Origin of the sequence: Pseudoxanthomonas sp. GM95 (assembly GCF_900109775.1) — a bacterium.
Taxonomy (GTDB): Bacteria; Pseudomonadota; Gammaproteobacteria; order Xanthomonadales; family Xanthomonadaceae; genus Pseudoxanthomonas_A.
In genome coordinates this window covers 681,158-707,358 of record NZ_FOAX01000001.1, presented here as the reverse complement: position 1 = coordinate 707,358, position 26,201 = coordinate 681,158, and the positions used below count along the sequence as shown (strand labels likewise).

General features: G+C 68.4%; 21 protein-coding genes. 10 read left to right on the top strand and 11 right to left on the bottom strand.

The genetic code is table 11. The features are described 5' to 3' along the window. Positions 1-5: 5 nt before the first annotated feature. The 4 genes from ppx (at position 6) to BMZ17_RS03285 (ending at position 4,775) form a co-directional block, all read left to right on the top strand. The gene (ppx, locus tag BMZ17_RS03300) at positions 6-1,538 is read left to right on the top strand and encodes an exopolyphosphatase (protein WP_093135693.1); all 1,533 of its coding nucleotides are present in this window, start codon (positions 6-8) and stop codon (positions 1,536-1,538) included. Positions 1,539-1,731: 193 nt separating this feature from the next. Then, positions 1,732-2,985: a sensor domain-containing phosphodiesterase gene (locus BMZ17_RS03295; RefSeq protein ID WP_093135688.1), complete on the top strand. Its 1,254-nt coding sequence runs from the start codon at positions 1,732-1,734 to the stop codon at positions 2,983-2,985. A 112-nt stretch (positions 2,986-3,097) separates the two neighbouring features. Next, entirely contained in the window at positions 3,098-4,246 is a 1,149-nt protein-coding gene (locus tag BMZ17_RS03290) for a glycosyltransferase family 4 protein (protein ID WP_093135683.1), read from the top strand. Then, complete coding sequence (locus tag BMZ17_RS03285; protein ID WP_093135679.1) at positions 4,230-4,775, top strand: phosphatase PAP2 family protein; 546 nt, start codon at positions 4,230-4,232, stop codon at positions 4,773-4,775. The genes BMZ17_RS03290 and BMZ17_RS03285 overlap by 17 nt, the downstream gene beginning before the upstream one ends. A gap of 629 nt (positions 4,776-5,404) precedes the next feature. On the opposite strand, the gene BMZ17_RS03280 is transcribed toward BMZ17_RS03285, so the two are convergent. From BMZ17_RS03280 to creD, 5 genes are all read right to left on the bottom strand, one after another. Then, on the bottom strand, positions 5,405-7,000 hold the full coding sequence (locus BMZ17_RS03280; protein WP_254775171.1) for a M20/M25/M40 family metallo-hydrolase: 1,596 nt from the start codon (positions 6,998-7,000) through the stop codon (positions 5,405-5,407). Between the two features lie 98 nt (positions 7,001-7,098). Further along, entirely contained in the window at positions 7,099-7,983 is an 885-nt protein-coding gene (locus BMZ17_RS03275; RefSeq protein ID WP_093135676.1) for a carbon-nitrogen hydrolase family protein, read from the bottom strand. Then, the gene (locus BMZ17_RS03270; RefSeq protein ID WP_093135665.1) at positions 7,980-8,576 is read right to left on the bottom strand and encodes a GNAT family N-acetyltransferase; all 597 of its coding nucleotides are present in this window, start codon (positions 8,574-8,576) and stop codon (positions 7,980-7,982) included. The genes BMZ17_RS03275 and BMZ17_RS03270 overlap by 4 nt, the downstream gene beginning before the upstream one ends. Positions 8,577-8,589: 13 nt before the next feature. After that, on the bottom strand, positions 8,590-8,985 hold the full coding sequence (locus tag BMZ17_RS03265; protein ID WP_093135657.1) for a hypothetical protein: 396 nt from the start codon (positions 8,983-8,985) through the stop codon (positions 8,590-8,592). Next, the gene (gene creD / locus BMZ17_RS03260; protein ID WP_093135653.1) at positions 8,985-10,307 is read right to left on the bottom strand and encodes a cell envelope integrity protein CreD; all 1,323 of its coding nucleotides are present in this window, start codon (positions 10,305-10,307) and stop codon (positions 8,985-8,987) included. Before creD ends, BMZ17_RS03265 begins: the two co-directional genes overlap by 1 nt. A gap of 153 nt (positions 10,308-10,460) precedes the next feature. On the opposite strand from creD, the gene BMZ17_RS03255 reads away from it, so the two are divergent. From BMZ17_RS03255 to BMZ17_RS03240, 5 genes are all read left to right on the top strand, one after another. Beyond that, positions 10,461-11,768, top strand: a complete 1,308-nt coding sequence (locus BMZ17_RS03255) for a DUF445 domain-containing protein (RefSeq protein WP_093135648.1) — start codon at positions 10,461-10,463, stop codon at positions 11,766-11,768. A 103-nt stretch (positions 11,769-11,871) separates the two neighbouring features. After that, positions 11,872-14,544: a M1 family metallopeptidase gene (locus BMZ17_RS03250; protein WP_093135644.1), complete on the top strand. Its 2,673-nt coding sequence runs from the start codon at positions 11,872-11,874 to the stop codon at positions 14,542-14,544. Positions 14,545-14,694: 150 nt separating this feature from the next. Beyond that, complete coding sequence (locus BMZ17_RS20815; RefSeq protein ID WP_139202782.1) at positions 14,695-15,402, top strand: hypothetical protein; 708 nt, start codon at positions 14,695-14,697, stop codon at positions 15,400-15,402. Positions 15,403-15,667: 265 nt separating this feature from the next. Next, positions 15,668-15,976 carry a nuclear transport factor 2 family protein gene (locus BMZ17_RS03245; RefSeq protein ID WP_217645724.1) on the top strand — a complete coding sequence of 103 codons (309 nt, stop codon included), beginning with the start codon at positions 15,668-15,670 and terminating at the stop codon, positions 15,974-15,976. Between the two features lie 403 nt (positions 15,977-16,379). Then, complete coding sequence (locus tag BMZ17_RS03240; RefSeq protein ID WP_093135635.1) at positions 16,380-17,777, top strand: DHA2 family efflux MFS transporter permease subunit; 1,398 nt, start codon at positions 16,380-16,382, stop codon at positions 17,775-17,777. A gap of 1 nt (position 17,778) precedes the next feature. Here the strand turns inward: BMZ17_RS03240 and BMZ17_RS03235 are convergent, their stop codons facing one another. From BMZ17_RS03235 to BMZ17_RS03225, 3 genes are all read right to left on the bottom strand, one after another. Next, positions 17,779-19,050, bottom strand: coding sequence for an MFS transporter (locus BMZ17_RS03235; RefSeq protein ID WP_093135630.1), 1,272 nt, complete (start codon positions 19,048-19,050; stop codon positions 17,779-17,781). Positions 19,051-19,119: 69 nt separating this feature from the next. Continuing rightward, positions 19,120-20,391: an MFS transporter gene (locus BMZ17_RS03230; RefSeq protein WP_217645723.1), complete on the bottom strand. Its 1,272-nt coding sequence runs from the start codon at positions 20,389-20,391 to the stop codon at positions 19,120-19,122. Between the two features lie 108 nt (positions 20,392-20,499). Beyond that, complete coding sequence (locus BMZ17_RS03225; protein ID WP_093135622.1) at positions 20,500-21,888, bottom strand: aminotransferase-like domain-containing protein; 1,389 nt, start codon at positions 21,886-21,888, stop codon at positions 20,500-20,502. A gap of 118 nt (positions 21,889-22,006) precedes the next feature. Here BMZ17_RS03225 and BMZ17_RS03220 point away from each other — a divergent pair, with 118 nt between their 5' ends. Then, positions 22,007-22,870 (top strand): DMT family transporter, encoded by an 864-nt coding sequence (locus tag BMZ17_RS03220; RefSeq protein ID WP_093135618.1) that lies wholly within the window; start codon positions 22,007-22,009, stop codon positions 22,868-22,870. Between the two features lie 35 nt (positions 22,871-22,905). Here BMZ17_RS03220 and rlmKL read toward each other — a convergent pair whose 3' ends face one another. The 3 genes from rlmKL to BMZ17_RS03205 form a co-directional block, all read right to left on the bottom strand. Beyond that, positions 22,906-25,047: a bifunctional 23S rRNA (guanine(2069)-N(7))-methyltransferase RlmK/23S rRNA (guanine(2445)-N(2))-methyltransferase RlmL gene (gene rlmKL / locus BMZ17_RS03215; RefSeq protein WP_093135613.1), complete on the bottom strand. Its 2,142-nt coding sequence runs from the start codon at positions 25,045-25,047 to the stop codon at positions 22,906-22,908. 82 nt (positions 25,048-25,129) lie between these two features. After that, positions 25,130-25,657, bottom strand: a complete 528-nt coding sequence (locus BMZ17_RS03210; protein WP_093135608.1) for an alpha/beta hydrolase — start codon at positions 25,655-25,657, stop codon at positions 25,130-25,132. Then, entirely contained in the window at positions 25,654-26,145 is a 492-nt protein-coding gene (locus BMZ17_RS03205) for an MOSC domain-containing protein (RefSeq protein ID WP_093135604.1), read from the bottom strand. Before BMZ17_RS03205 ends, BMZ17_RS03210 begins: the two co-directional genes overlap by 4 nt. Positions 26,146-26,201 lie beyond the last annotated feature (56 nt).

Below are 26,201 nucleotides of genomic sequence, written 5' to 3'. Positions count from 1 at the left end.
GCGCCATGTCATTCGCCCTCCCCCAGACCTACTCCCTGCCGCTGCGGGACAACGATCAACTGGCGGCCGTGGACCTGGGGTCCAACAGCTTCCACATGATCGTGGCCCGCTACACCATGGGCCAGCTGCGCGTGATCGATCGCCTGCGCGAAACCGTGCGCATGGCCGACGGCCTGGACGCCCGCGGCGGCCTCTCGGCCGAAGCGCATGCGCGCGCCATCGAATGCCTGTCGCGGTTCGGCCAGCGCATCCGCGACCTGCCCGATTCGCGGGTGCGTGCCCTGGCCACCAACACGGTGCGCCGGCTGGCCTTGCCGCAGAGCTTCCTGGTGCCGGCCGAAGCCGCGCTGGGCCACGGCATCGAAGTGGTTGCCGGCCGCGAGGAAGCGCGCCTGATCTATCTCGGCGTGGCCCATGCGCAGCCGCCCAAGGCCGGCACGCGCCGGCTGGTGATCGACATCGGCGGCGGCTCGACCGAATTCATCATCGGCAGCGGCATGCAGACGCTGGAGCGCGAGAGCATCCAGGTCGGCTGCATCGCCAGCACGCGGCGGTTCTTCCCCGGCGGCAAGCTGTCCAAGAAGCGCTGGAACTCGGCACTGACCGAAATCACCGCCGAGCTGCAGCAGTTCGCCCAGCAGTACCGGGCGCTGGGCTGGCAGGAGGCGATCGGCTCGTCCGGCACGGCCAAGGCCATCGGCGACATCTGCGCGGCGATGAAGCTCACCAAGGGCTCTGTCACCGCCGATGCACTGCCGCAGGTCCGCGAGCGCCTGCTGCAGGCCGAGAAGATCGAAGACATCGACCTGCCCGGATTGAGCAAGGATCGCCAGCCGATCATTGCCGGCGGCGTGCTGGTGATGGAGGCCGCCTTCCAGGCGCTGGGCATCGAACGACTGCTGGTGAGCAAAGCCGCCATGCGCGAAGGCATCCTCTACGACATGCTGGGCCGCCGTGGCGGCGACGATCCGCGCGAGCAGTCCGTCGCCAACATGATGCAGCGCTACGGCGTGGACCCGGCCCAGGCTGAACGCGTCGCGGCCACCGCGCAGCGGCTGTTCGACCAGGTCGCCGAGGCCTGGCATCTGGAGAGCGACGACGCGCACGTGCTGTCCTGGGCCGCGCGCCTGCACGAGATCGGCCTGACCGTCGCGCACAGCCAGTACCACGTGCACGGCGCCTACCTGCTGGAACACTCGGACATCGCCGGCTTCTCGCGCCAGGAGCAGCTGCTGCTGGCCGCGCTGGTGCGCACCCATCGCCGCGGCATTCCCAAGACCGCCTTCGATGCGCTGCCCGATCGCCGCATCCCGGCCGCCAAGCGCATCGCCGCGCTGCTGCGCCTGGCCGTGCTGCTGCATCGCGCCCACGATGTCGAGCCGATCCCCACGCTCGAACTCAGCGCCTCCGACGCCGAGCTGCGCCTGGTGCTGGACAAGGACTGGATCGATGCACGCCCGCTGCTGCGCGCCGACCTGATCGGCGAGGCGGACGACCTGCCGGGCCTTGGCATCGCGTTCAAGCCGTTCGTCACCTGACAGGGGCGCACTGCGTCACAGGTCATCGCGCGTTCGCCGGCCCGTGTACAGCAGAACTGACCACTGTGAAGCTGACCCGGCGAAGTCGTCCCTTCGCCGGTGCTAACGTCGTGAACAAATGAACAGGAGGAGCTGGCCTGTTGGTGCATGGCGAGGTCCTTGACGGAACAGGCGGCGCCGCAGGGGGGCATCCATGATCCGAAGAAATTCAGACGAACTCATCCAGCGGGTGATGACCCAGGTCGGTACCGCCTCGTCGGCGATCGACAAGAACATCGAGCAGATCCTGCGTGCGGTGCACGACCACCTGCAGATGGACGTGTCGTTTGTCAGCGAATTCGGCACGCGCGATCGCGTGTTCCGGCAGGTCATCAACGATGGTGGCCGCATCGCGCTCAAGGCCGGCGACACCATGCCGATGGACGCCGGCTACTGCCAGCGCGTGGTCCAGGGCCGCATTCCGCAGCTGATTCCCGATACCTCGCGCGTCCCGGCTGCGGCCGAGATCCCCGAGACGGCGTCGATTCCGATCGGCGCGCACCTGAGCGTGCCGATCGTGCTCACCGATGGCCGCGTGTACGGCACCTTCTGCTGCTTCAGCTTCGAGCCCAACCTGAGCCTGGACGAGCGCGACCTGCACATGATGCGCGCCTTCGCCCAGCTGCTCGCGCACCAGGTGGAAGGCAACTTGGAAGCCGTGCGCGACCACGGCGCCAAGGTCGAGCGCATCAGCAGCGTGCTGGAGATGGGCCAGCCGCGGATCGTCTACCAGCCGATCTATCGCCTGGCCGACCAGCGCATCATCGGCCTGGAGTGCCTGTCGCGCTTCGACATGGATCCGCGCCGCCCGCCCGATGCCTGGTTCAACGAAGCCAACGAGATTGGCCTGGGCATGCGCCTGGAACTCAATGCCATTTTGACCGCGCTGGATGGCCTGCGCGGCGTGCCGGGGGATTTCTACGTGTCGGTCAACGTCTCGCCGCAGACCCTGATCAACAGCGATGTCCTGGAATACCTGGACGTGGTGCAGGCCAACCGCATCGTCATGGAGATCACCGAACACGCGTTGGTGGACGACTACCTGCCGCTGCAGGAAACCGTGGAGCGCCTGCGCGCGGCCGGCGTGCGCTTTGCGGTGGACGATGCCGGCGCCGGCTACTCCAACATGCGCCACATCCTCACGCTGCATCCAGAGATCATCAAGATGGATATCAGCCTGACCCGCAACATCGACACCGACACGCCGCGCAAGGCGTTGGCGGCGGCGATGATCGGATTCAGCAGGCAGACCGGCAGCCACGTGGTGGCCGAGGGCGTGGAAACCCAGCGCGAGCTGGAAGCACTGGAAGCGCTCGGCGTGCAGGAAGCGCAGGGCTATCACCTCTCGCATCCGCTCTCGCGCGATGCACTACTGTCCGTGTTGCGCGACGGCCGCCGCCTGAACTGAACGCAGGCCCCGGACGCGGCCGCCTGCCCGTCCGGTTTCATCAAACTGCCATCGCAATGACATGTCGGCTGCATGGCCGGCGCCCACGCTATCGCAAACGTGGGAGAACGCCATGCGCTATGCCATCGTCACCGAGACCTATCCGCCTGAAATCAACGGCGTCGCCCTGACCGTCCAGGGCCTGGAAGAAGGCCTGCGCCAACGCGGCCATGAAGTCACGGTGGTGCGTCCGCGCCAGGCCAGCGACGACGAGGCTCCCGCACGACACGACACCCTGCTGGTGCGCGGCGCAGGCCTGCCGCGCTATCCGGGATTGCGCTTCGGCATGCCGGCACCGCTGGCGCTGCGCGAGCACTTCCGCCACTTCACGCCCGATGCGATCTACGTCGCCACCGAAGGCCCGCTGGGCTGGTCGGCGCTGCATGCGGCGCGGCGCATGGGCATCCCGGCGGCGACCGGTTTCCACACCCGCTTCGACCACTACATGAGTGACTACGGCATGCCGTGGCTGCAACCGGTGGCGCTGCGCTGGATGCGTCGCTTCCACAACGGTGGCGATGCCACCCTGGTGCCGACGCACGAGCTGGCGCAGTGGCTGGAGGACCAGCGCTTCGCCAAGGTCCAGCGCCTGGCGCGCGCGGTGGATACCAGCCAGTTCCATCCCGAGTTCCGCGATGCCGAACTGCGCGCGCAGTGGAACGCAGGCGAAGACACGCCGGTGCTGTTGTCGGTAGGCCGCATCGCCGCCGAGAAGAACCTTAGCCTGGCCGTGAATGCCTTCCGCACCCTGCAGCAGCGTTGCCCGCACGCACGCATGGTGTGGGTCGGCGATGGCCCGGAGCGCGCTGCACTGCAGGCGGCCAACCCGGACTTCATCTTCTGCGGCATGCAGCGCGGCCAAGACCTGACACGCCATTACGCCAGCGCCGATCTGTTCGTGTTCCCCAGCCGCAGCGAGACCTTCGGCAACGTGACGCTTGAGGCGATGGCCAGCGGCCTGGCCACGGTGGCGTTCGACTCCGGCGCTGCGCGCGAACACCTGCGCACCGGGCTGCATGGCGCCGCGGTCGAACACGACGATGCCTTCGTCGAAGCCGTGGTCGACCTGGGCTGCAACACGCTGCGCCGCCGCGCGATGGGCGCCGCCGCGCACGCGGCCGTGCAGGCCCTGCAGCCGGCACAGGTCGCGGCCGATTTCGATGTCCTGCTGTCCCGCCTGGCCCGTCAACGTAAGGAGCATGCCCATGCCGTCCCCGCGTGAGATGAACCTGCCCCGCGAATCGGGCGTCTGCCTGTTCGCCAACCGTTTCGGCCGTCGCCACGACGTGCGTCGCTTCTTCGCGGTGATCAGCCGCCTGGGCGATGGCGTGTTCTGGTACGTGCTGATGGCGGCGTTGATCGTGTTCGACGGCTGGCACGGCCTGGCCGCGGCTGCGCATCTGGCAGCGACCGGCGCGATCGCGCTGCTGCTCTACAAAGGGTTGAAGCGTTGGACGCGACGTCCGCGGCCCTTCGCCTCGGACGTGCGCATCCAGGCCTGGGTTGCGCCGCTGGACGAATTCTCCTTCCCCTCTGGCCACACGCTGCACGCGGTGGCTTTCACCCTGGTCGCGCTCGCGCACTATCCCGCGCTGGCGCCGCTGCTGCTGCCGTTCACCGCATGCGTGGCGACTTCGCGCGTGGTGCTGGGGCTGCACTATCCGAGTGATGTGCTGGCAGCGACGGCGATCGGGTGTGGGTTGGCGGCGTTGGCGATTTGGCCGGTGCCGGGGGTCAGTTTGTTGGGGTGATGCTTTCTGCTGGTTTGATCGCTGATCGGCTTGCAAGCAAAAGCAACGGCTTTCGTGCGGCTTCGCCGCCCGAGCTACTTTTGTCTTGGCAAAAGGTAGCCAAAACCGCCAGCGCCTGACACTCGCCGCCGCGTTGCGGCGGTGCCCTGTGCTCCTCGTCTGATCGGGCACGGCGCCCAAACTCGCTTCGCTCAAACAGGGCGCCTCTTCGGCCCGATCAGCCTGCGGTGCTCGGCTCGCTTTGAAGGCGCTGAAGATCAAGAGCAGAGCAAAAGCGGAACCGCGCGCGATCGCGCTCCTGCTCGCGCTTTCAGATCTCCGTGAGGCACGGCGAAGGGGCGAGGCAAAGACCCGCAGGGCGGCGCACAAGGATGTGCGGCGTTTTTGGAAGGGACAGGGATGTCCCTTCCAAAAATCCCTCGTCGCGTAGCGAACTCGCGAAGCGAGCGTGCCGCCCGGAGTGTGTTTCTTTGCCTAGCTTTCTTTGCACAAGCAAAGAAAGTAGGTCGGGTCGCGAAGCGACACGAAAGCTCTGCAATTGATCTTTAAGATGAATTGAAACCCAAACTAAGAAGGGCCGGCAAAGCCGGCCCTTTTCAGTCATACGACTCCTGCGTAGACGCAGGAAATCAATCCTGCAGCACATCCTTCCGCGGCAGCTTCTCTTCCCGCATGGCCGCCTGGTAGGCGAACGCCGCGATGATCGCCGCCGCCTGCTTCAAATCATCCGGCGACGCGTGGTCATAAGTATCCAGGTCGCTGTGATGCACCTGCGTGCCGTAGTCCAGGCGATCCTGCACGAACTGGAAGCCCGGCAGGCCCACGCGGTCGAACGGGATGTGGTCGGTGCTGCCGGTGTTGCGGCTGGTGACGATGGTCGCGCCCAGGTCGTTGAATGGCGCCAGCCAGGCCTTGAAGATCGGCATCGCCGCCTGGTTTTCCTGGGCGTAGATGCCGCGGATCTTGCCCGAGCCGTTGTCCAGGTTGAAGTACGCGGAGAACTTGCCGTAGTCCTTGGTTTTCTGCAGCGGACCGGTGGGATCGCGCAGCTCCGGTCGCAGTTCCTTCTGCGCCGGATCGGTCGGCTCGGGATAGCTGGCGAAGTGACGCGCAACGTAATCGGTCGAGCCGATCAGACCCTGCTCCTCGCCGCTCCACAGCGCCACGCGGATGGTGCGCTTGGGCTTGGCGCCGACGGCCTTGAGGATGCGCATGGCTTCCATCATCACCGCCACGCCCGCGCCGTTGTCCGAGGCGCCGGTGCCGGCGTGCCACGAGTCCATGTGCGCGCCCAGCATCACCACTTCATCGGCCTTGCTGCTGCCCTTGAGCTCGGCGATGGTGTTGTAGCCGGGGTCGTTGGTCTGGGTGGTGAAGCGTGCATCGGAGTTGAGGCGCAGGCGCACGGTTTCCTTGCGCTCCAGCGCGCGCAGCAGCGGGTTGTAGTGCTCGGCCGCCACGACCAGCTCGGGCACGCCGACCGATTCGCCGGCCTTGCGCGAACCGCCGCCGCCCACGCGCAGGATGCCGTCGTCCCAGCCGCTGATGCTCAGCGCTGCGGCGGCCCCTTCGCTGACCAGGAATTCGTTGGTCGCCTTCACCAGCTCGATGCGCTCGCGGTATTCCTTGATGCGCTTGGCCTTGGCCTCGGCGCCGCCGGCGGCGGGCATCGAGAAGTTGAGCAGGTCGTTGAGGCCGGCTTCGTCATAGCGCTTGGACGCCGGCTCGGTGCCGGGCTTGTATTCGCGCGCCTCGCTCAGCAGCACGATCTTGCCGCGCAGCTTGCCCTTGTACTTGTCCAGGTCGGCCTTGGTCTTGAGCGTGAGCGCGATGGCCTCGCCTTCGACCGGGCCGTTGGTGCCCGGCGTCCAGGCCTTGGGCACGGCGTGCAGTGGCGCGGTGCGCGGGGCCAGCAGCTCCAGGCTGGCGCTGCTGAATTCCCAGCCGCGGCCGAAGTCTGCGAAGGCCTCGTCGTGCACGTTGGCCAGGCCCCACTCGGTGAACTTGCCCTTGGTCCAGGCGTTGGCCTTGGCCATGTTGGGCGAATTGGTCAGGCGCGGACCGATCTGCTCGGTCAGGTGCTGCAGGGTGTCGGCCACCTGCGAACGGTGGAACGCTTCCTGGCGGATCTTGCCCACCATCTCCAGGTCGACCGATTCCTCCGCACCGGCCGACAGCGCCAATCCCAGGCACGCCGCCATGACACCCCACTTGATCACCTTCATTCCACGCATCCCCGGTTGGTTGGTCAAACCCCCGAGTCTAGCCAGACCAGCGCGGCCCATCGCCCCGCCATCGGTCATGGGTGCGGATGACAAATCCGTCAGGCGAAGGGCGCCAATCGAGCGCGGCGCAGCGCCGGCGCGTCCTGGCCGATCCAGTCGCGATCGTTGGCGACCTGCGCATGCTGGCGGCTGGCCTCCAGCGCCTCGAAGTCCAGCTCGCCAATCGCCCACACCTGCTGGCCGCTGGTCTGCGCGATCACGCCATCGGCCGGCAGCCCGACATCCATCGGTGCGTACAGCGCGGCCTCGCCGGTGTTCTTGTCCAGCGCCGGGCTCCAGCGCGCGATGCCGGCGGTGACCGACTGGGCGACGAAGATGCGGTTCTCCAGCGCGCGCGCCAGGCAGCCCACGCGCACGCGGGTGGCGCCGGCGTCGGTATCGGTGCAGCTGGGCACGGCCAGCAGCCGCGCGCCGGCCTGTTGCTGGGCGCGCACAGGCAGCGGGAACTCGGCGTCGTAGCAGATGCTGATGCCGGCGCGCAGGCCATCGGCGTCGAACACGCGCAGCGCGTCGCCGCCTTCGATCACCTGCGTGTGTTTCTCGAAGCCGGTCAACTGCAGCTTGTCCTGCCAGCCGCTGCGCCCATCCGGCGTGAACCAATGGCTGCGATTGCGATAGCGCCCGTTGCCCACCGCCGTGAGGAAGCTGCCGGCGACCACGTGCAGGCCCATGCGCTGGGCCAGCGTGGCGTAGAGATGCTGGAAGTCTTCGACGTAGGCCTGCGTCGCCTCCAGCGAGGCGATCAGGTCTGCGCTGATCGCGACGGGAAAGGTCGCCGCCAGTTCCAGCGACAGGTATTCGGGCAGCACCGCGATGCGCGCGCCGGCATCGGCCGCCTGCTGCAGCAGATGGGTCTGTTTTTCGGCGAACGCGTCGAAGTCACGCGGCTGGCCGACCGGATATTTGGCAACGGCGACTTTCATGTCGAAGGCTCCAGGGCGCGGGTCCAGAACGTGAGGGTATGCATGGCCTCGCCGCGGCCCGGCTCCTTCCACGGCAGCGTGACCGCCAGGCCGTCGCGGCGCGCGTAGCCGCGCTTGTGCCAGAACGCGTCGTTGTCGCGATGGCCGGCGGGACGACGCGGATCGTCCGCCTCGCGATCCACCGCGCAGAACGCCGTGGTCTCGAAGCCCCCCAACGCGCGCGCATGGGCTTCGCGCGCATCGAAGAACGCATGGCCGATGCCGCGTCCGCGCCAGGCGGGCAGCAGCACCGATTCGCCGAAATAGAACACCTTGCCGGCATCGATGCCCTGCGCCACCAAGGGGGCGGAGAACGCGTCGGTGTCGTCCAGCAGCGGCAGGCCGGTCGAAGCACCGACCACGGCCTCGCCATCGAATGCCAGCACGAACACGCTGCGCGGCGAACGCGCGTAGGCAGCCAGGTAGTCGCGCTCGTAACCGGCGCTGCCGTCATAGAGATACGGCCAGTCGGCGAATACCGCGATGCGCAGGCGCGCGACGTCGTCCAGGTACGGCGCGACATCGGCGCCGCGCAGTACGGCGATGCGATGCATGGCAGAAGCGGGATCAGGCGAAATCATGCCGCCAATTTACCGCACGCCGCCCGCGCCACAGGTAGACCGCCACGCCTTCGTCGGGCGCCACCACCAGCCAGGCGGATCGCTCCCGCTGCGCGCTGAGCCACAGCAGGCCGTAGCGGGCGGAGTGCAGCGCGCGCCACGGCCGATAGCCCGCGGCATCCTGCGCGCGCGGCGACGGCGCTTCGCCCAGCAGCTCGCGTGGCCGCTCGCGCAGGGCGCGCACGGTCGCCGCCGCCAGCTGGAACACCACCGCGCCCGAACATCCGCGTCGCAGCGGCAGCAGGAGCGGCAACAGGCCCGATCCCTCGCGCAGCCCTTCCACCGCCAGCCCCTGCGGCAATCGCCGCGCGGCATGGCGCACCGCGCGACCCTGCAGCAGCATCAGCGCAGCTCCGCCGACAGCGCGTACCAGTCCACGCGCCGGGTCACCCACATGATCACCGCCAGGATGCCGAACAGCAGCAGCGAGCCCATCAGCAGCGCGTTGTCCTCGGAGATCAGCAGGCCGTAGAGCGCGCCATACAGCGCGGTCAGTCCGGTGGCGAAGCCCGCCGCCCGCACCCAGCTGCGCAGCACGCCGGACAGGTACACGAACTGCACGCCGATGCACGCCAGCGCGGACACCACGTAGGCGATCCAGAACGCGACGTGCTCGCTCAGGCTGATCAGCAGCAGGAAGAACATTGCCAGCGCCAGCCCGACCAGCAGGTACTGCATCGGATGGATCGGCAGGCGCTTGATCAATTCGAACAGGCCGAAGCCGACGAAGGTCAGCACCACGAACAGGACCCCGTACTTGCTCGCACGATCGGCCAGCGTGTAGGCGTCCACCGGGTCGATCAGTTCGACCCGCAACGCATCCAAGTCGGTCTCAGTGGTCTTCAACAGCTGCAGCTGGGTCTGCGCCTGGCTGGCCAGCGACGACACCGCCCACTGCGCAGTGAAGCCGCTGGCCTGCACCGTGCGCTTCACCGGCAGGAAGTCGCCGGTGAAGGTCGGATGCGGCCAAGCCGAGCTGATCCGCACCTGGGTGTCGTCAGCCACCGGCACCACGTCCAATCCCTGCGTGCCGGCCAGGGTGAAGTTCAGACGCACCTCGCGGCCGGGCAGCGTGTTGCCGGTGATCGGCGCAAGCGAGGCGCTGACGCCCGCCAATCGCTCGTTGAAGGCGCGCGTACCCGGCCCGAAACGCAACGCAACGCCATCAACCGTCAGCTGCGGCGCACCGAGCAGGCCGCGCACGTCGGTCAGGCCCAGCACCAGGTACGGCGTGCCGTAGCTGCGGGTTTCGCCCGCGGGCACCGGCGGCAGCGCGGTGCCGAACTGCGCGGCCAGCCTGGCTTCCCACTTGTAAGTGGGCACTTCGAACAAGCCGACCTTTCGCGTCTCCGGGATCAGCTGGCCCTGCACGTCCAGGCTCAGCGGCGGCTGCAACAGCACGCCTTCATTGCGGACGACGCGGGTGCGGGACACGCCCTTGTCGTCGGTCCAAGTTTCCTGCCGCACATCGGTGTACGGCACCGCGCGCAGCGGGCCGACCAGGCGTTGCGCGCCGGCGGTGCTGCGCGAGATGCGCTGCACGGCCTGTTCGCGGAATTCGGTGCGCTCGGCGATCTTGCTGCGGATCATGGCCAGCGGAATCAGCAGCGCCAGCGCCAGCACGCCGACGATCGCAAAACGCAACAACAGCTTCAGGGATTTCATGCACGGCTCCAACGCAGGGTGATGGCGTGCAGCCTGCGCGGCCTGCGTGGACAGGGTTTGAGCGCTGTTTGAAGTCTGTGTGAAGTGGCCGATGCCGTGTGCGTGGCCGCCCCATGCCGGCGGCTTCGCAGGCCCCGCGTTAGGCTTGCGCGCATGACTGATCCCGCACCGCTGACTGGCACGCCCACCGATCCCCGCCGTTTGCGCCTGCGCCGCATGAAGCTGGGCGCGTTCGGCCTGTTGCTGCTGATGCTGGCCGGCTTCGCGCTGAGCCATGCAATGGGCCTGCGCGGCGGCTGGGCGTGGCTGGCGGCGTTCTGCGAAGCGGCAGCCGTGGGCGCGATGGCGGACTGGTTCGCGGTGGTGGCGCTGTTCCGCCGGCCGCTGGGCCTGCCGATCCCGCATACGGCGATCGTCCCGCGCAGCAAGGACCGGCTGGCCGACAGCCTGGCGGTGTTCGTGCGCGATCACTTCCTGGCGCCGGCATCGCTGCTGGAGAAGCTGCGCGTGTTCGACCCGGCCACGCGCCTGGGCCAGTGGCTGTCCGAGCCTTCGCAATCGAAGATGCTCGCCGGCATGGCGCGCGGCTGGGCGCTGCAGGCGCTGGACCTGCTGGACGAGGCCGCCGTGCGCGTGGCGATCCAGAAGTTCGTCGTCGGCCGCCTGCGCAGCTGGAACGCCGCCGGCACCGCCGGCGAAGTACTCGGCATCCTCACCGCCGATGGTCGCCACCAGGAGTTGCTGGACGAAGCGCTCAAGCGCATCGGCCGCTGGCTCGACGATCCAGCGCTCAAGGCCCGCGCCTCGGCCTTGATCGTCCGCTATGCACGGCGCGAGTGGCCCAAGCTGATGGGCACGGTCGACCTGATCAAGCCGGTGGAAGAGATCGGCGACTCGCTCGCCCAGCGCATGGCCGCCGCGGCGCTGGAAGAACTGCAGATGGTGCTGTCCACGCCCGGCCATCCGCTGCGCCAGGACTACGAGTCATGGCTTTCCGGCTACGTCGTGCGCCTGCGCAGCGATCCCGAACTGGCGCGGCGTGTCGAGGAGATCAAGCAGAACCTCATCGACCACCCGGCCGTGCAGGACTACGTGCGCGGACTGTGGGACCAGGTGCACGCCGCGCTGCGTGCGGACCTGGAGAAAGCCGACTCCACCCTCGGCCAGCACCTGGAGCGCTCGCTGCAGGCGCTTGGCGAATCGCTGGTGCGCGATCAGGCCCTGCGCGATGCGCTCAACACCCACCTGACCAGCGCCGCCGAAAGCCTCACCACGCGCCTGCGCAACGGCGTCACCGACCACATCGCCCAGACCATGAAGAGCTGGGACGAGCGCCAGCTGGTCGACGTGCTGGAACTGGCCGTCGGCCGCGACCTGCAGTACATCCGCTACAACGGCACCCTGGTCGGCGGCCTGATCGGACTGGTGCTGCACGCGATCGTGGTGTTTTCCGGGTTCTAGCCCCGCTGGCACGCCGCCGCCGGACCATGCCTTGTGGCACTGGCCCGGCGCGCGGCCGGGCAGGCACGGTGGCCGGTCTCTTTTCGCCACCCGGAGCTTCCCGATGCCCCGTCTTGCCCGTCCGCTGCTGACCCTGGCGCTGGCCGCCTGCTGCGCCAGCGCCTTTGCCGCCGAAGAAACCCCGACCGGTCGCCTGCCCACCTGGGCCCAGCCGCAGGATTACGCGCTGGACCTGAAGATCGACCCGTCGCAGGACAAGTTCAGCGGCACCACGACCATCCGGGTCAAGCTGACCCAGGCCAGCGACCACCTGTGGATCGACGGCAAGGAACTGAGCGTCGACAAGGTCACCGTGACCGCGGCCGGCGGCAAGCCCAAGCCGGCCAAGTACGTGCAGGCCGACGCGCAGACCGGCGTGGCGCGGATCGAGTTCGGCAGCACCCTGCAGCCGCAGGAGCTGACCCTGACCATCGCCTACACGGCGCCGTTCAATGGCGAGCTGGAAGGCCTGTACAAGGTCACCTACGAAGGCAAGCCGTATGCGATGACGCAGATGGAGCCGGTCAGCGCGCGCTTTGCCTTCCCCAGCTTCGACGAGCCGGCGTTCAAGACCCCCTACGACATCAAGCTGACCATTCCGTCGGACCTGCAGGGCGTGGCCAATACGGCCCAGGTCAAGGAAACCGCGGCCGGCAAGGGCTGGAAGACGCTGACCTTCTCGCGCACGCTGCCGCTGCCGACCTATCTGATCGCCTTCGCCGTGGGCCCGTGGGACGTGGTCGATGGCCCGGGCATCACCGCCACGCCGCAGCGCACAGGCACCTTGCCGCTGCGCGGCGTCGCCCCCCATGGCAAGGGGCCGCGCATGAAGATCGCGCTGGATTCCACGCCGGTGATCATCCACACGCTGGAGGATTACTACGGCTTCGGTTATCCGTGGGACAAGCTGGACCAGCTGGCCGCGCCGGACTTCTCGGCCGGTGCGATGGAAAACGCCGGCCTGGTGACCTATCGCGACTTCCTGCTGCTGCTGGATGAAAATTCGGCCACCCGCTACAAGCGCTCCTCGTTCAACGTCATCGCCCACGAGCTGGCCCACCAGTGGACCGGCGACACGGTGACCATGGCCTGGTGGAACGACCTGTGGCTCAACGAGTCCTTCGCCACCTGGATGCAGCAGAAGGTGACGATGAAGGTGCACCCGGAATACCGCGCCGACCTGGACCGCGTGCTGGGCGCGCAGGGCGCGATGTCCGGCGACGGCCTGGTCGCCACGCGCAAGATGCGCCAGGAGATCACCGGCAACGGCGACATCGAGAACGCCTTCGACGGCATCACCTACCAGAAGGGCGCCTCGGTGCTGGGCATGTTCGAGTCCTACGTGGGCGAAGACACCTTCCAGAAGGGCATGCGCCAGTACATCCAGACCCACAAGTTCGCCAATGCCACCGCCGATGACTTGGTCAGCGCAATCGCCACGGCGGCCGGCAAGGGCGCGGACTTCACCGCCGCGTTCAACAGCTTCCTCGACCAGCCCGGCGTGCCGTACGTGCACACCGAGGTGACCGATGCCAAGGGCCAGGTCGTGCTCAAGCTGACCCAGAAGCGCTACCTGCCGTTGGGCAGCACCGGCGATTCGGCCAAGACCTGGGGCGTGCCGGTGTGCGTGCGATACCAGACCGCCGGCGGCAGCGACAAAACCTGCACCCTGCTGTCGGCCGCCAGCGGCACGCTGGCCCTGCCGGGCGCCAAGAAGGGTGGCTGGGTGATGCCCAACGCCGGCGCTGCCGGCTACTACCGCATCGGCCTGGATGCCAAGGCGCTCAAGACCCTGACCGCCAGCGTGCCCCAGCTCAGCGACACCGAGCAGCTGGCCTACGGCGACGGCCTGGATGCGTCCTTCAGCCTGGGCGAGCTCAACCCCGCCCAGCTGCTGGCCGCGCTCAAGCCGCTGACCCTGTCCAAGGTGCCGGAAGTCTCCGGCGTGCCGACCGACAGCCTGAGCTGGCTCTACAGCCGCCTGGCCAAGACCGATGCCCAGCGCGCGGCCCTGACCACCTGGGCACAGGACGCCTACCTGCCGCGCCTGCAGCAGCTGGGCTACGTGCGCAAGACCGGCGAAGAAGGCACCGACACCTTGCAGCGCGCGCAGCTGGCCGGCTTCCTGGGCATGACGATGAAGGTCCCGGCCGCCCGTGCCGAGCTGCTCAAGCAGGGCGACGCGGTGCTGGCCGGTGGCAAGACGCTGGCCTTCGACCAGGCCAACCCGGACCTGTTGCAGACCGCGCTGAGCGTGAGCGTGCAGGAACACGGCGCCGCGGCTGTCGACCAGCTGATGGCCGCCCTGCCCGGCATCATCGACCCGGCCCACCGCAATGCCCTGCTGGGCGCGCTGGCCAGCACCGAGGACCCTACCCTGGCCTCCAAGGTGCGCAGCTTCGGCCTGAGCAAGGACGTCAAGGTCGGCGAGATGCGCATCGTGCTGACCGCCGGCAAGCACGCCACCGTCGCCGACCGCGATGCCCAGTGGACCTGGTTCACCCAGAACTACCAGGCCATTCACGACCGCGTCGGCGCCTTCGCCGGTGGCTCGCTGCCGCGCACCGCCTCGGCTGGCGCCTGCACCCCGGCCGAGTCCGACCGCCTGCAGGCGTTCTTCGAGCCGCGCCTGAAGGACCTGCCGGGCGCCATCCGTGGCCTGCAGCAAGCCCGCGAGAGCATCGGCCTGTGCAGCGCCATCACCGCCAAGCAGGACCCGGCCACGCTGGTGAAGTGATCCGCCTCGCCTGATGCGTGACCCGAACGCCGCCGCAGGTTTCTGCGGCGGCGTTTCTATTCCACTGGAAGCGATTCTCGGCCGGCAGGTTGTTACTCTGGATTAGGCGCAGATCATTCAGCCAAGACAAGCATCCAAGGATCGGACGACATGCACTGGAAACGAATCCCAAGGACTTCGGCCCTGCTGGCGATTTTTTTCATCGCCGCCGTCTTCACCATCCCGGCCGCTCACTGGATGAAGACCAAGCTCGATCTCTCAGCTGAGCGTCCTGATCCGATCACTGCCTCACCACGGGAGACGATCGCCATCCTGAGTACCGTACTTGAGCGAGAACAATTTTCCGGTCTCCCACCACCGCCTCCCGTTCCTGGCGAGCATTCACCCCCAACCGCAAACCAGCCGCTCATTCTTGTTGATCGCTCACTATGCCTTGGAGAAAAGCCAGACGGCGTATGCGGATCAGTTCGAACGGATAGCGTGCTGATCCCGGAATTTGACGCGTTTGCTTCCCGAAAGTTCAGAACAGAACTGATGCTCGCCAACCGCGCAGCTCAAAAACTCGATCTGCGTGGCATCCCCAATACGACCATCAGTTCACACAAAGTCATCGAGCGAATTTTCGACGGGTCGGCCTCCGGACCTGACGACGCTTGGTTAAGCTTTTATCGCACCTTTCCGCATAGCGCAGGATTCGCTGTGGTCAGCAATCCAGTCATTTCGGTTAATGGAAGACAAGCGCTGATTTATGTCATCCATTACTGTGGGCCGCTATGCGGCTCTGGAACACTTCATCTCTTGATCCGCTCGGGGACAAGTTGGCGCATAGAGAAGAAAGAAGTGTTGTGGGTGAGCTGATGCTCCGTCGTACCCGACCATCAGGCTGACGTTTTCCACACATTGGCCTCATCCGACGGGCTGCTGCGATGGGTTTGCCGGTGAGGTCCCGAAGCCTCAAATTGATCACCCTCTGGTCTCCAGCGAAATGTCGTGATCTCAAGGAACTGCCGGGCGCGATCCGCGGTCTGCAGCAGGCCCGCGAGAGCAAAAGGCCTCACCACCCAAGGAAATCCACATATCCGCCCCGACCGACGCCCAGATCGCGCTGCTGCGCGCCCCCTATGTGGCTTTCAATACCCGCAACATCGATGCGGCGCTGGCGCTGATGACGGCCGATGTCGCCTGGCCGCGTGCGTTCAAGGGCGGCTTCGTGCGCGGCCACGACGAAGTCCGCGCCTACTGGACCGAGCAGTGGAGCGAGATCGATCCGCACGTCGAGCCCGTCGCATTTGTGCTGGAGGACGGCGGCACGATCGAGGTGACCGTGCATCAGGTCGTGCGGGATCTGACCGGCACGGTGCTGGCCGATGACCAGGTCGGCCATCGCTTCACCCTAGAGCAGGACCTGATCCAGAAGATGGACGTGGTCTAGCGGGGCGATCCCGAGCGAGCGGTCGACCGGGCATCTCGACCACCGTTTTCACAACGCAACGCCGGCGCACGTCGACGGCTCCACGGCGAAGGAAGACAACGCCGCTGCTCGGTGCCGGCCGGCTGAACGCGCGCCGCCGCAGGCGCTCCCACCCGATCAACGCGGCCAGGACGGCCCGGATCGTGGGATTCCAGCGCAGGCGCCGCCTTGCTCGGCCTCTCCAAGGGGCGAATAATTCACCGTGCTGCGGTGCGGCATCCTGCGCGCACCTCCCCTGCTCGCGCCTGGCCCCCCGTTCGTGCCCCTGTCCCGGCACGCGGCCAGGGCAAGGACCCGAAACACCGTGACTGCTGCCCCACAGGCGCTGGCCGATCTCCCGGCCTCGCCCGCGCCGAAGAAAAAGATGCCGGACTACCGGCTGGTGTCGCTGATCATCGCCTGCGCGATCTTCATGGAGCAGCTGGATGCCACCGTGCTGGCGACCGCACTGCCGGCCATGGCCCGCGATTTCGGCGCCAGCGCGCCGGAGATGAGCATCGCCATGACCAGCTACCTGCTGGCGCTGGCGATCGGCATCCCGGCTTCGGGCGCGATGGCCGACCGCTACGGTGCACGCCGGGTGTTCAGCGCCTCGATCGTGGTGTTCATCGCCGGCTCGGTGCTGTGCTCACTGGCCAACAGCCTGCCGATGATGGTGTTCGCGCGGCTGCTGCAGGGCGCCGGTGGCTCGATGATGGCGCCGCTGGGCCGGCTGATCCTGCTGCGCGTGGTCGAGCGCAAGAACCTGGTCTCGGCCATGTCCTGGACCCTGGTGCCGGCCTTCCTGGGTCCGCTGTTGGGCCCGCCGCTGGGCGGCCTGCTGGTGACCTACTGGACCTGGCACTGGATCTTCTACATCAACATCCCGATCGGGCTGATGGGCTTCGTGCTGGTGCGCAGGTACATCCCCTACATCGAGGCGGCCGACCACCCGACCCCGTTCGACCTGCTGGGCTTCGTGCTGTGCGGGCTGTGCCTGGGGTGCGGGCTGTTCGGCCTGGAGATGGTCAGCCAGCACGACGGGCTGGCCACGGCGGTGGCGCTGATGGGCGTCAGCCTGGCGGCGGCGTTCGGCTATGTGTGGCATGCGCGCCGGCATCCGGCGCCGCTGCTGGACCTGAGCCTGATGAAGATCGATTCGTTCCGGCTGTCGGTGATGGGCGGCTCGGTGATGCGCGTCACCCAGGGCGCGCATCCGTTCCTGCTGCCGCTGCTGTTCCAGCTGGGCTTCGGCTACAGCGCCGCGCATGCCGGCCGGCTGGTATTGGCGACCGCGCTCGGCGCGCTGCTGATGCGCCTGATGACGCCGTTCCTGCTGCGCCGGGTCGGCTATCGCCGCGGGCTCATCGGCAACGGCGTGCTGGCCAGCCTGGGCTATGCGGTGTGCGCGTTCTTCCGGCCGGGCTGGCCGGACGCGCTGATGTTCGTGCTGCTGGTGTGCTGCGGGGCGTTCATGTCGTTCCAGTTCGCCGCCTACAACACGGTGGCCTACGAGGCCGTGCCGACCCGCCGCATGAGCAACGCCTCCAGCCTCTACACCACGCTGCAGCAGCTGATGCTGTCAGTGGGCGTGTGCGTGGGCGCGCTGGTGCTGAAGGCGGCGATCTCCTTCGGCGACGATCCGACGCCGCAGCTGGGCGACTTCTCTGTGGCCTTCATCGTGGTCACGCTGGTGTCGCTGTCCTCGACCTGGTGGCACCTGAAGTTCACCCACGACGTGGGCGCCGAACTCTCCGGGCATCGCCGGGTCAAGGCGGCCTGATTCACTCGGCCGCGGGGCGCTTCCACAGGTAGATCGCCAGGCCGACGTTGACCAGCGCCACCACCGCCACGTAATGCGCCGGCGCCATCGCGCCCACCCGCGCGGCCAGGTACGCGATCAGCGGCGGCGTCAGCGCACCGGCAATCGCATAGGCGGCGTTGTAACCCAGCGCCAGCCCGGTGAAGCGCACCGGCGCCGGAAACGCCGCGGTCATCACGCCCGGCGCCACGCCCGACACGCCAGCGGTGAACCCGGCCAGCGCGTAGAGCGGCAGGAAATACCGGCCGCCGTTGGCCAGGTCGAGGTACAGCAGGTAGACGCCGACCATCAGCGCCAGCGAAGACACCAGCAGCGCCGGCGCGCGGCCGATCCGGTCGGAGAGCATGCCGGTCCACAGGCAGCCGGCGATCAGGCAGATCGAGGCCAACACGCTACCTTCGCTGGCCAGCGCCGGCGCGATGCCGAACGAGGACTGCACCAGCGTCGGCGTCATCAGGATCACCACCACGATCGCCGCGGTCAGCGCCCAGGTGGCGCCCATCGACACCAGCACGCCGGCGCGGTGGTCGCGCAGCACATCGCGGATCGGCAGCGTCGCCAGCGCCTTGCGCTCGCGCATTTGGGCGAACACCGGCGTTTCGTCCAGCCAGCGGCGCAGCCACACCGAGATCAGGCCGAAGACGCCGCCGATCAGGAACGGCAGGCGCCACGCGTGATCCAGCAGCTGCGCCGGTGTGAACCAGTGCGCCATCGCCGAGGCCACCAGCGCGCCGAGCAGCAGGCCCAGGCTGAGGCCCGCCGACAGCGTGCCGATCGCAAAGCCCACCTTGTTGGCCGGCGCGTGTTCGGCCACGAACACCCAGGCGCCCGGCATCTCGCCGCCGATCGCCAGGCCCTGCGTCAGCCGCATCAGCAAGAGCAGCAGCGGCGCGGCGATGCCGATCTGCGCGTAGGTCGGCAACAGGCCGATGCACAGCGTCGGCACGGCCATCAGGAACACGCTGAAGGCGAACAGCCGCTTGCGGCCGATGCGATCGCCGAAATGCGCCATCAGCACGCCGCCGATCGGCCGCACCAGGTAACCCGCGGCGAAGATCGCAAAAGTCTGCAGCTGCTGCAGCCAGGCCGGCATGTCCGCCGGGAAGAACAGCGCGCCCAGGGTCTTGGCGAAAAACACGAAGACCACGAAGTCGTAGAACTCCAGCGCCCCGCCCAGCGCGGACAGCGACAGGACCTTGGCATCGTTGCGGAGCGGCGTTGCGGCGGTGGGCATGGCAGGAACGCGGTCAGGACAAAAGGCGGCACACGATAGCGGGCTGGCTGCCCGGATGCGCGTGCCGGTTCATTCGACTGCGGGGCGCTTCCACAGGTAGATCGCCAGGCCGGCGTTGACCAGCGCCACGGCGGCCACGTAGTGCGCCGGCGCCATTGCGCCCACGCGCGCGGCGAGATAACCGATCAGCGGCGGTGTCACCGCGCCGGCGATCGCATAGGCTAGGTTGTAGGACAGCGCCAGGCCGGTGTAGCGCACCGTCGCCGGGAACGAAGCCGTCATCACGGCCGGGGTCACGCCCGCCACGCCCGCGGTGAACCCCGCCAGCGCGTACAGCGGCAGGAAGTGGCGGCCGCCGTTGGCCAGGTCGAAGTACAGCAGGTACACGCCGACCAGCAGCGACAGCGAGGCCACCAGTAGTGCCGGCGCACGGCCGATACGATCGCTCAGGATTCCCGTCCACAGGCAGCCGATCACCAGGCACACCGCGGCCAGCACGTTGCCTTCGCTGGCCAGCGCCGGAGCGATGCCGAACGAGGTCTGGATCAGCGTCGGCGTCATCAGGATCACCACCACGATCCCGGCGGTCAGCACCCACGTCACGCACATCGACACCAGCACGCCGCCGCGGTAGTCGCGCAGGACGTCCTTGATCGGCAGGCGCGACAGCGTGCGGCGCTCGCGGATCTGGGCGAACACCGGCGTCTCGTCCAGCCAGCGCCGCAGCCACACCGAGATGAAACCGAACACCCCGCCGATCAAAAACGGAATGCGCCACGCATGGTCGACCAGCTCGGCCGGGGTGAAGAAGTGCGCCATCGCCGAGGCCATCAGCGAGCCCATCAGGGTGCCGACGTTGATGCCGGCCGACAGGCTGGCCACGGCGAAGCCGACCTTCCTGGGCGGCGCGTGCTCGGCCACGAACACCCAGGCGCCGGGCATCTCGCCACCGATCGCCAGCCCCTGCAGCAGGCGCAGGAACAGCAGCAGCAGCGGCGCCAGCACGCCGACGTGGGCGTAGGTCGGCAGCAGGCCGATGCACAGCGTCGGCAGCGCCATCAGGAACACGCTGAAGGCAAACAGGCGCTTGCGCCCGATGCGGTCGCCGAAGTGCGCCATCACCACTCCGCCGATCGGCCGTACCAGATAGCCGGCGGCGAAGATCCCGAACACCTGCAGCTGGGCCAGCCAGCCCGGGATGTCGGCCGGGAAGAACAGCGCCCCCAGGGTCTTGGCGAAGAAGACGAAGACCACGAAGTCGTAGAACTCCAGCGCACCGCCCAGCGCCGACAGGCCCAGGACCTTGGCATCGTTGCGGGTGGGGACGGCGTGGCTGGACATGGCGCGGGCAGGTTCGAAAAAACGGCCGGACACCATACCGGCCCCACCCCGCCTGTGCGCAGTCGCAGTGATGCGCCCGGCGGATGCTGTTTTCCGCCAGGGGCGGCGTCAGCGCTGCCGGGCCAGCCCGTCGGCCAGCACTTCGAAGATCCGCGGCGCACTGCACTGGGCCACGTTGAAGCGCAGGAAGTCGCCGCCCCGCTGCCCCGGGCTGAAGGCATTGCCCGGCGCCAGCACCACGCCGCGGGCCAGGCAATGCTGCGACAGCGGCGTGGCCTGCACGCCCTCGGGCAACCGGCACCAGACGAACATGCCCGCCGAAGGCACATGCCACGGCGTGATGCCCAGTGGCGCCAGCCGCTCGATCACACGGCGCATCTCGATCGCCAGTCGCGCGCGCAGGCCCTCGACATGGCGCCGATAGCCGCCATCGGTGAGCACGGCCAGCAGCACCTCCGAAGCCAGCCGTCCGCCGCCGAAGCTGGTGGCGATGCGCAGGTCGGTCAAGTCCTCGATCCAGTCGGCCCGCGCGGCGATGTAGCCGCAACGCATCGCCGCGGACAGCGTCTTGGAAAAGCTGCCGACGTGGATGACCTGCGACAGCCCGTCGAACGCGGCCAGCCGCGGCGCGGGCGTGGTCTCGAAGTCGGCGAAGATGTCGTCCTCCACGATCCGCATTCCCGCCTGCTCGGCCAACTTCAGCACCTGGTGCGCGACCCGCGGCGACAGCGTGGCGCCGGTCGGGTTGTGCAGGCCGGAATTGGTGATGTACAGCCGCGGCGCCTGGGCGCGCAGCACCTCGGCGAAGGCCTCCAGATCCGGCCCTTCCGGCGTGTATGGCACGCCGACCACCTTGACCCGATGCGCGCGCAGCAGCGCATGGAAATTGAAATAGCAGGGATCGTCGACCAGCACCGTGTCGCCCGGCTCCAGCAGGAAGCGGCAGACCAGGTCGACGGCCTGGGTGCCCGATTCGACCAGCAGCACCTGCTCGGGCTGGGCGGCAATCCCCGCGCCGGCCATGCGTCGCGCCAGCAGCACGCGCAGCGCCGACAGGCCCAGCGGACTGCCGTAATCGCACAGCGCGCTGGCATCGCCGCGCGCGATCTGGCGCAGCGCCCGGCGCATGCTGGCCTCGGGCATCCACGTCGGCGGCAGCCAGCCGCAGCCGGGCTTGAGCACCTCGGCGTCGGCTTCCAGCGATTGCCGCGACAGCCACAGCGGATCGACCTGTCGATCCAGCCGCGGCGCCAGCCCGGACAGCGCCAGAGGCGCCACCGCGCCCTGCACGTAGAAGCCCGAGCCCGCCCTCGGCTGCACCAGGCCTTCGGCCGCCAGACGTTCGTAAGCCTCAACCACCGTGGACACCGACACGCCCAGCCGACCGGCCTGCTGGCGGACTGAAGGCAACCGCGCGCCAGGCGGATGTGCGCGCGAGGCGATGCCCTGCCTCACGGCGTCGATCACCAGTTCGATCCGGGTTCCATTGCGCGTCATGCCGTCACCGTACTGGCCAATCAAGAAAACAGTTCAGCCAGATTGTATTGGGTTGTAACTAGGATGCGCAGCCCGGCGCAGGCCTACTGGCCTGCCCCTACCCAGGCAGAACAACACGATGGACAACAGCACACGCGGCTGGCTCAACGGCGGGATCGGCGTGGCGATCTTCGCCGGCTCGCTCCCGGCGACTCGCGTCGCGGTGACCGGTTTCAGCCCCGTGTTCCTGACCTGTGCCCGCGCCAGCATCGCCGCCGCGCTGGCCATCGCGCTGCTCATGCTGCTGCGCCAGCCCCGGCCAGAGCGCCGTCAGCTGGCCAGCCTGGCGGTGGTGGCGCTGGGCGTGGTGATCGGGTTTCCACTGCTGACCGCGCTGGCCCTGCAGCACGTGACCTCAGCCCATTCGACCGTGTTCGTCGGCATTCTGCCGCTGTGCACGGCCGTGTTCGGCGTCTTGCGCGGGGGCGAACGGCCGCGGCCGGGCTTCTGGGCGTGCTCGTTGCTGGGCAGCGCGCTGGTGATCGGCTACGCGGCGATGGGCGGCCTGCAGGCCTCGGCCACCGGCGACCTGCTGATGCTGGCCGCGGTGCTGGTCTGCGGGCTGGGCTATGCCGAAGGCGCGCGCCTGTCGCGCCAGCTCGGCGGCTGGCAGGTGATCAGCTGGGCGCTGGACCTGGCCCTGCCGTTGATGCTGCCCATCGCCTGGCTGTCGCGCCCGGACAGCTTCGCGCCGGTGCCTGCGGCAGCCTGGCTGGGCCTAGCCTACGTGTCGCTTTTCAGCATGCTGATCGGCTTCATCTTCTGGTACCGCGGCCTGGCCCAGGGCGGCATCGCCGCGGTCGGACAGATCCAGCTGCTGCAGCCCTTCCTCGGCCTGGCGCTGGCCGCCGGACTGCTGCACGAGCCGGTCAGCGCCACCATGCTGTGGGTCATGGCCGGCGCCGTGGCCTGCGTGGCGGGCGCGCGCAGGTTCGCGCGCTAGCCGACCATGCCCGGGTCAGCTCATGCCCGCCTAGATCACGCCCGGGTCAGGCGCCAGGCCTTGTGGATGCGCGCATTGCGTTCGAAATCCGGACCGATGGTCTGCGGGCTGATTTCCTCGCACACGGCGAATTCGGCCACGCCCTGCGCATCCAGCTTGAAGCGCCGGAAGTTGTTGGAGAAATACAGCACCCCGCCCTGCGACAGCCGCGCGATGCAGGAGCGCAGCAGGCGCACGTGGTCGCGCTGGATGTCGAAGTCGTCCGCGCGCGCCGAGTTGGAGAACGTCGGCGGGTCGCAGAAGATCAGGTCGTACTGGCCACGGTCGGCTTCCAGCCAGGCCAGCGTGTCGGCCTGCACCAGCTGGTGCTGCTGGCCGCCCAGGCCGTTCTCCTGCAGGTTGTCCTGGCACCACTGCAGATACGTGCCCGACAGATCGACGCTGGTGGTGCTGGCCGCACCGGCCACCGCCGCTTCCACGCTGGCCACGCCGGTGTAGCTGAAGAGATTGAGGAAACGCCGGCCGCGCGCCTGCGCCGCCATCTGCCCGCGTAGCGGACGATGGTCGAGGAACAGCCCGGTATCGAGGTAATCGAACAGGTTCACGCGCAAGCGCGCACCGTGCTCGCGCACCACGATCACTTCGCTGCCCGCGCCCATGCGGCCGTACTTGCTGCCGCCCTTGCCGCGCGCGCGCGACTTGATCGCCACCTGCTCGTGCGGCACGGCGAACACGCTGCGCACGGCAGCCAGCAGTTCGTTGAGACGACGCAGCGTATCGGCCTCGGGGATGCTGGCCGGCGCGGCGTATTCCTGCACGTGCAGGAAGGTGCGGCGCGCGCCTTCGGCTTCCTCGTACACATCGACTGCAGCGGCGTATTCGGGCAGGTCGGCGTCGTAGACGCGATAGCAGGCCACGTCCTCGCGCTGGCGCCAGGATTTGAACTTCTTGATGTTCTTGCGCAAACGGTTGGCCACCATCTGCGCGCCTTCGTTCAACTCGGCCGGCGCATCGGGCACCACGCGCTGCGGCGGCGCGATGGGATCGACGAAGATCAGCGCGCACTCGATCGCACCGTTGAACAGCTGGTACTTCTTCTGCGCGCGCAGGCCGGTGGCCATCGCCAGGTCCGCGCTGCCGCACAGCAGGCTGGCGCGCCAGTCCGGCACCGCGCCGCGCAGCCCATCGCCCAACGCGCGATACAGCGACGCGTCGGCGGCCAGGCGCTCGTCATACGGCGGGTTGCAGACCACCACGCCGCGACGGATCGGCGGCACCGGCAGCTTGGCGACATCGCAGACCTGCAGCGCGATCACGTGCTCGACGCCGGCTTCGCGCGCGCTCTCGCGGGCCGCTTCAATCGCACGCGGATCGATGTCGCTGCCGAAAGCGACCTGCGCCGGCAGTGCGGCACGACCCTTGGCTTCGCGCTCGCGTGCCTGCTCGCGTTGGCTGTCCCACTGCGCCGCGTCGAAGCCCAGCCAGCGTGTCGGTGGCAGGCTGCCGTGGCGCTGCAGGCCCGGCGCCACGTCGGCGGCCATCAGCACGCCCTCGATCAGCAGCGTGCCGCTGCCGCACATCGGGTCCAGCAGGCCACCGCCACCGGCGTAGGACTGGGTCCAGCCGGCGCGCATCAGCACGGCCGCGGCGAGGTTTTCCTTCAACGGCGCATCGTTGCGCACTCGGCGCCAGCCACGGCGATGCAGCGGACCGCCGCCCAGGTCGATCGAGATCGTCGCCCGTCCCTTGCGCAGGGAGAAGTTGATGCGCACGTCCGGATCGTCCACGTCCACCGACGGCCGCTCGAAGCCGGCCGTGCGCAGGTGATCGACCACCGCATCCTTGACCCGCTGCGCGGCAAAGCGCGCATGGGTGATCACCTCGCCCGAGACGTGTGCGTCCACGGCCAGGGTGTGCTCGGAGGTGAGGTGCTGCGTCCACGGCAGCGCGTAGACGCCGTCGTACAGCGCGTCCTGGTCCAGGCACTCGAACTCGCCGATCGGCCACAGCACGCGGCTGGCCAGGCGCGACCACAGCACGGCACGTTGGGCATCGTGCAGCGTGCCTTCGGCATTCACGCCCGAGACGGTGGCCGTGGCTTTCGCGGCGCCCAGCGCCAGCAGCTCATCGACCAGCAGGTACTCCAGGCCCTTGGCGCAGGAAACGTAGAACTTCACTTGAAACCTCTAGGAAATGCATCGCCTCCGCAGGTGCGGAAGCGGGAAAGACAGCGCGCGACGCCACGCGCCGCGCTGGAATTCAGAGCCCGGCCAGCAGCTGGGCAAATGCCTGGGCCGCGGCGTCGACGTGGTTGGACAGGCGATGGTCGTCGTCGACCAGCAGCAGCCGCGCGCGGCGGGCCTGCGCCCAGTCGGCCACGTTCTTGGCCGGGATCAGTTCGTCGTCCCAGCCGTGGATGATCGAGACCGGCACCTGCGCGGCGTCCAGCACCGGCATCGGCCCCAGCACCGTGGGCGGCGCCATCAGGAACAGTGCATGCACCGGCACCTGCAGCGACACCTGCGCCGAGGTGTAGGCACCCAGGCTGGAACCGACCAGCACCAGCGGGCCCTTCTTGGCCGCCGCTTCGGCCAGCGTGCGCAGGCGCACCAGGCGCGCGCCGACATCGCCCAGCTGGCCGAACTCGGTCATTGCGTCCAGGTCGGTGAAATCCGGGCGCTCGTGGGTCCAGCCGGCGGCCTCGGCGACTTCGGCCAGGGCGGTGACCTTGGTCGCGTCGGGTCCGCTTTCGAAGCCGTGCGAGAGGATGACGTGGCCGCGGATCACAGCGGCACCACCGCATCGCCGACGGCAAAGGTGCCGCCTTCGATGATCCGCGCACACAGCCCACCCATGCCACGCATGGCGTTGTAGCCACCCGGCCCCAGCGCGTCTTCCATGCGCGAGCACGGATCGCAGGGCTCGGTGCCTTCCAGCACCACGTCGCCGATGCGGAAGCGACGCTCCTTCAAGGCGATCAACGGAATGCCCGAGACCACCACGTTGCGGCGCAGGGTCGCGGCTGCGACCGCGTCCAGCCCAGCCAGCTGCGCGATCACCGGCAGGTGCTCGGCCTGGATCAGGGTCAGCCCGCGCTTGCCGCTGCCGCCCTTGTAGCGGTCGCCGGTCAGGCCGGCGCCGGCCTTGGCCTGGACCCGCTCGATCGACGTCATCGGCACGTCGCGCGCCGGGCGCACGCCGATCCATTCCACCGCACCGGCACGCGGCAGGGTGGCCATCAGCTTGGCCAGCGGGGAATCGGGATTGAAAGGCATGGGCGGCGCACACGACGACGGCGCGGGACGCCGGGGCGCGCAGTTTACCGCGCCCC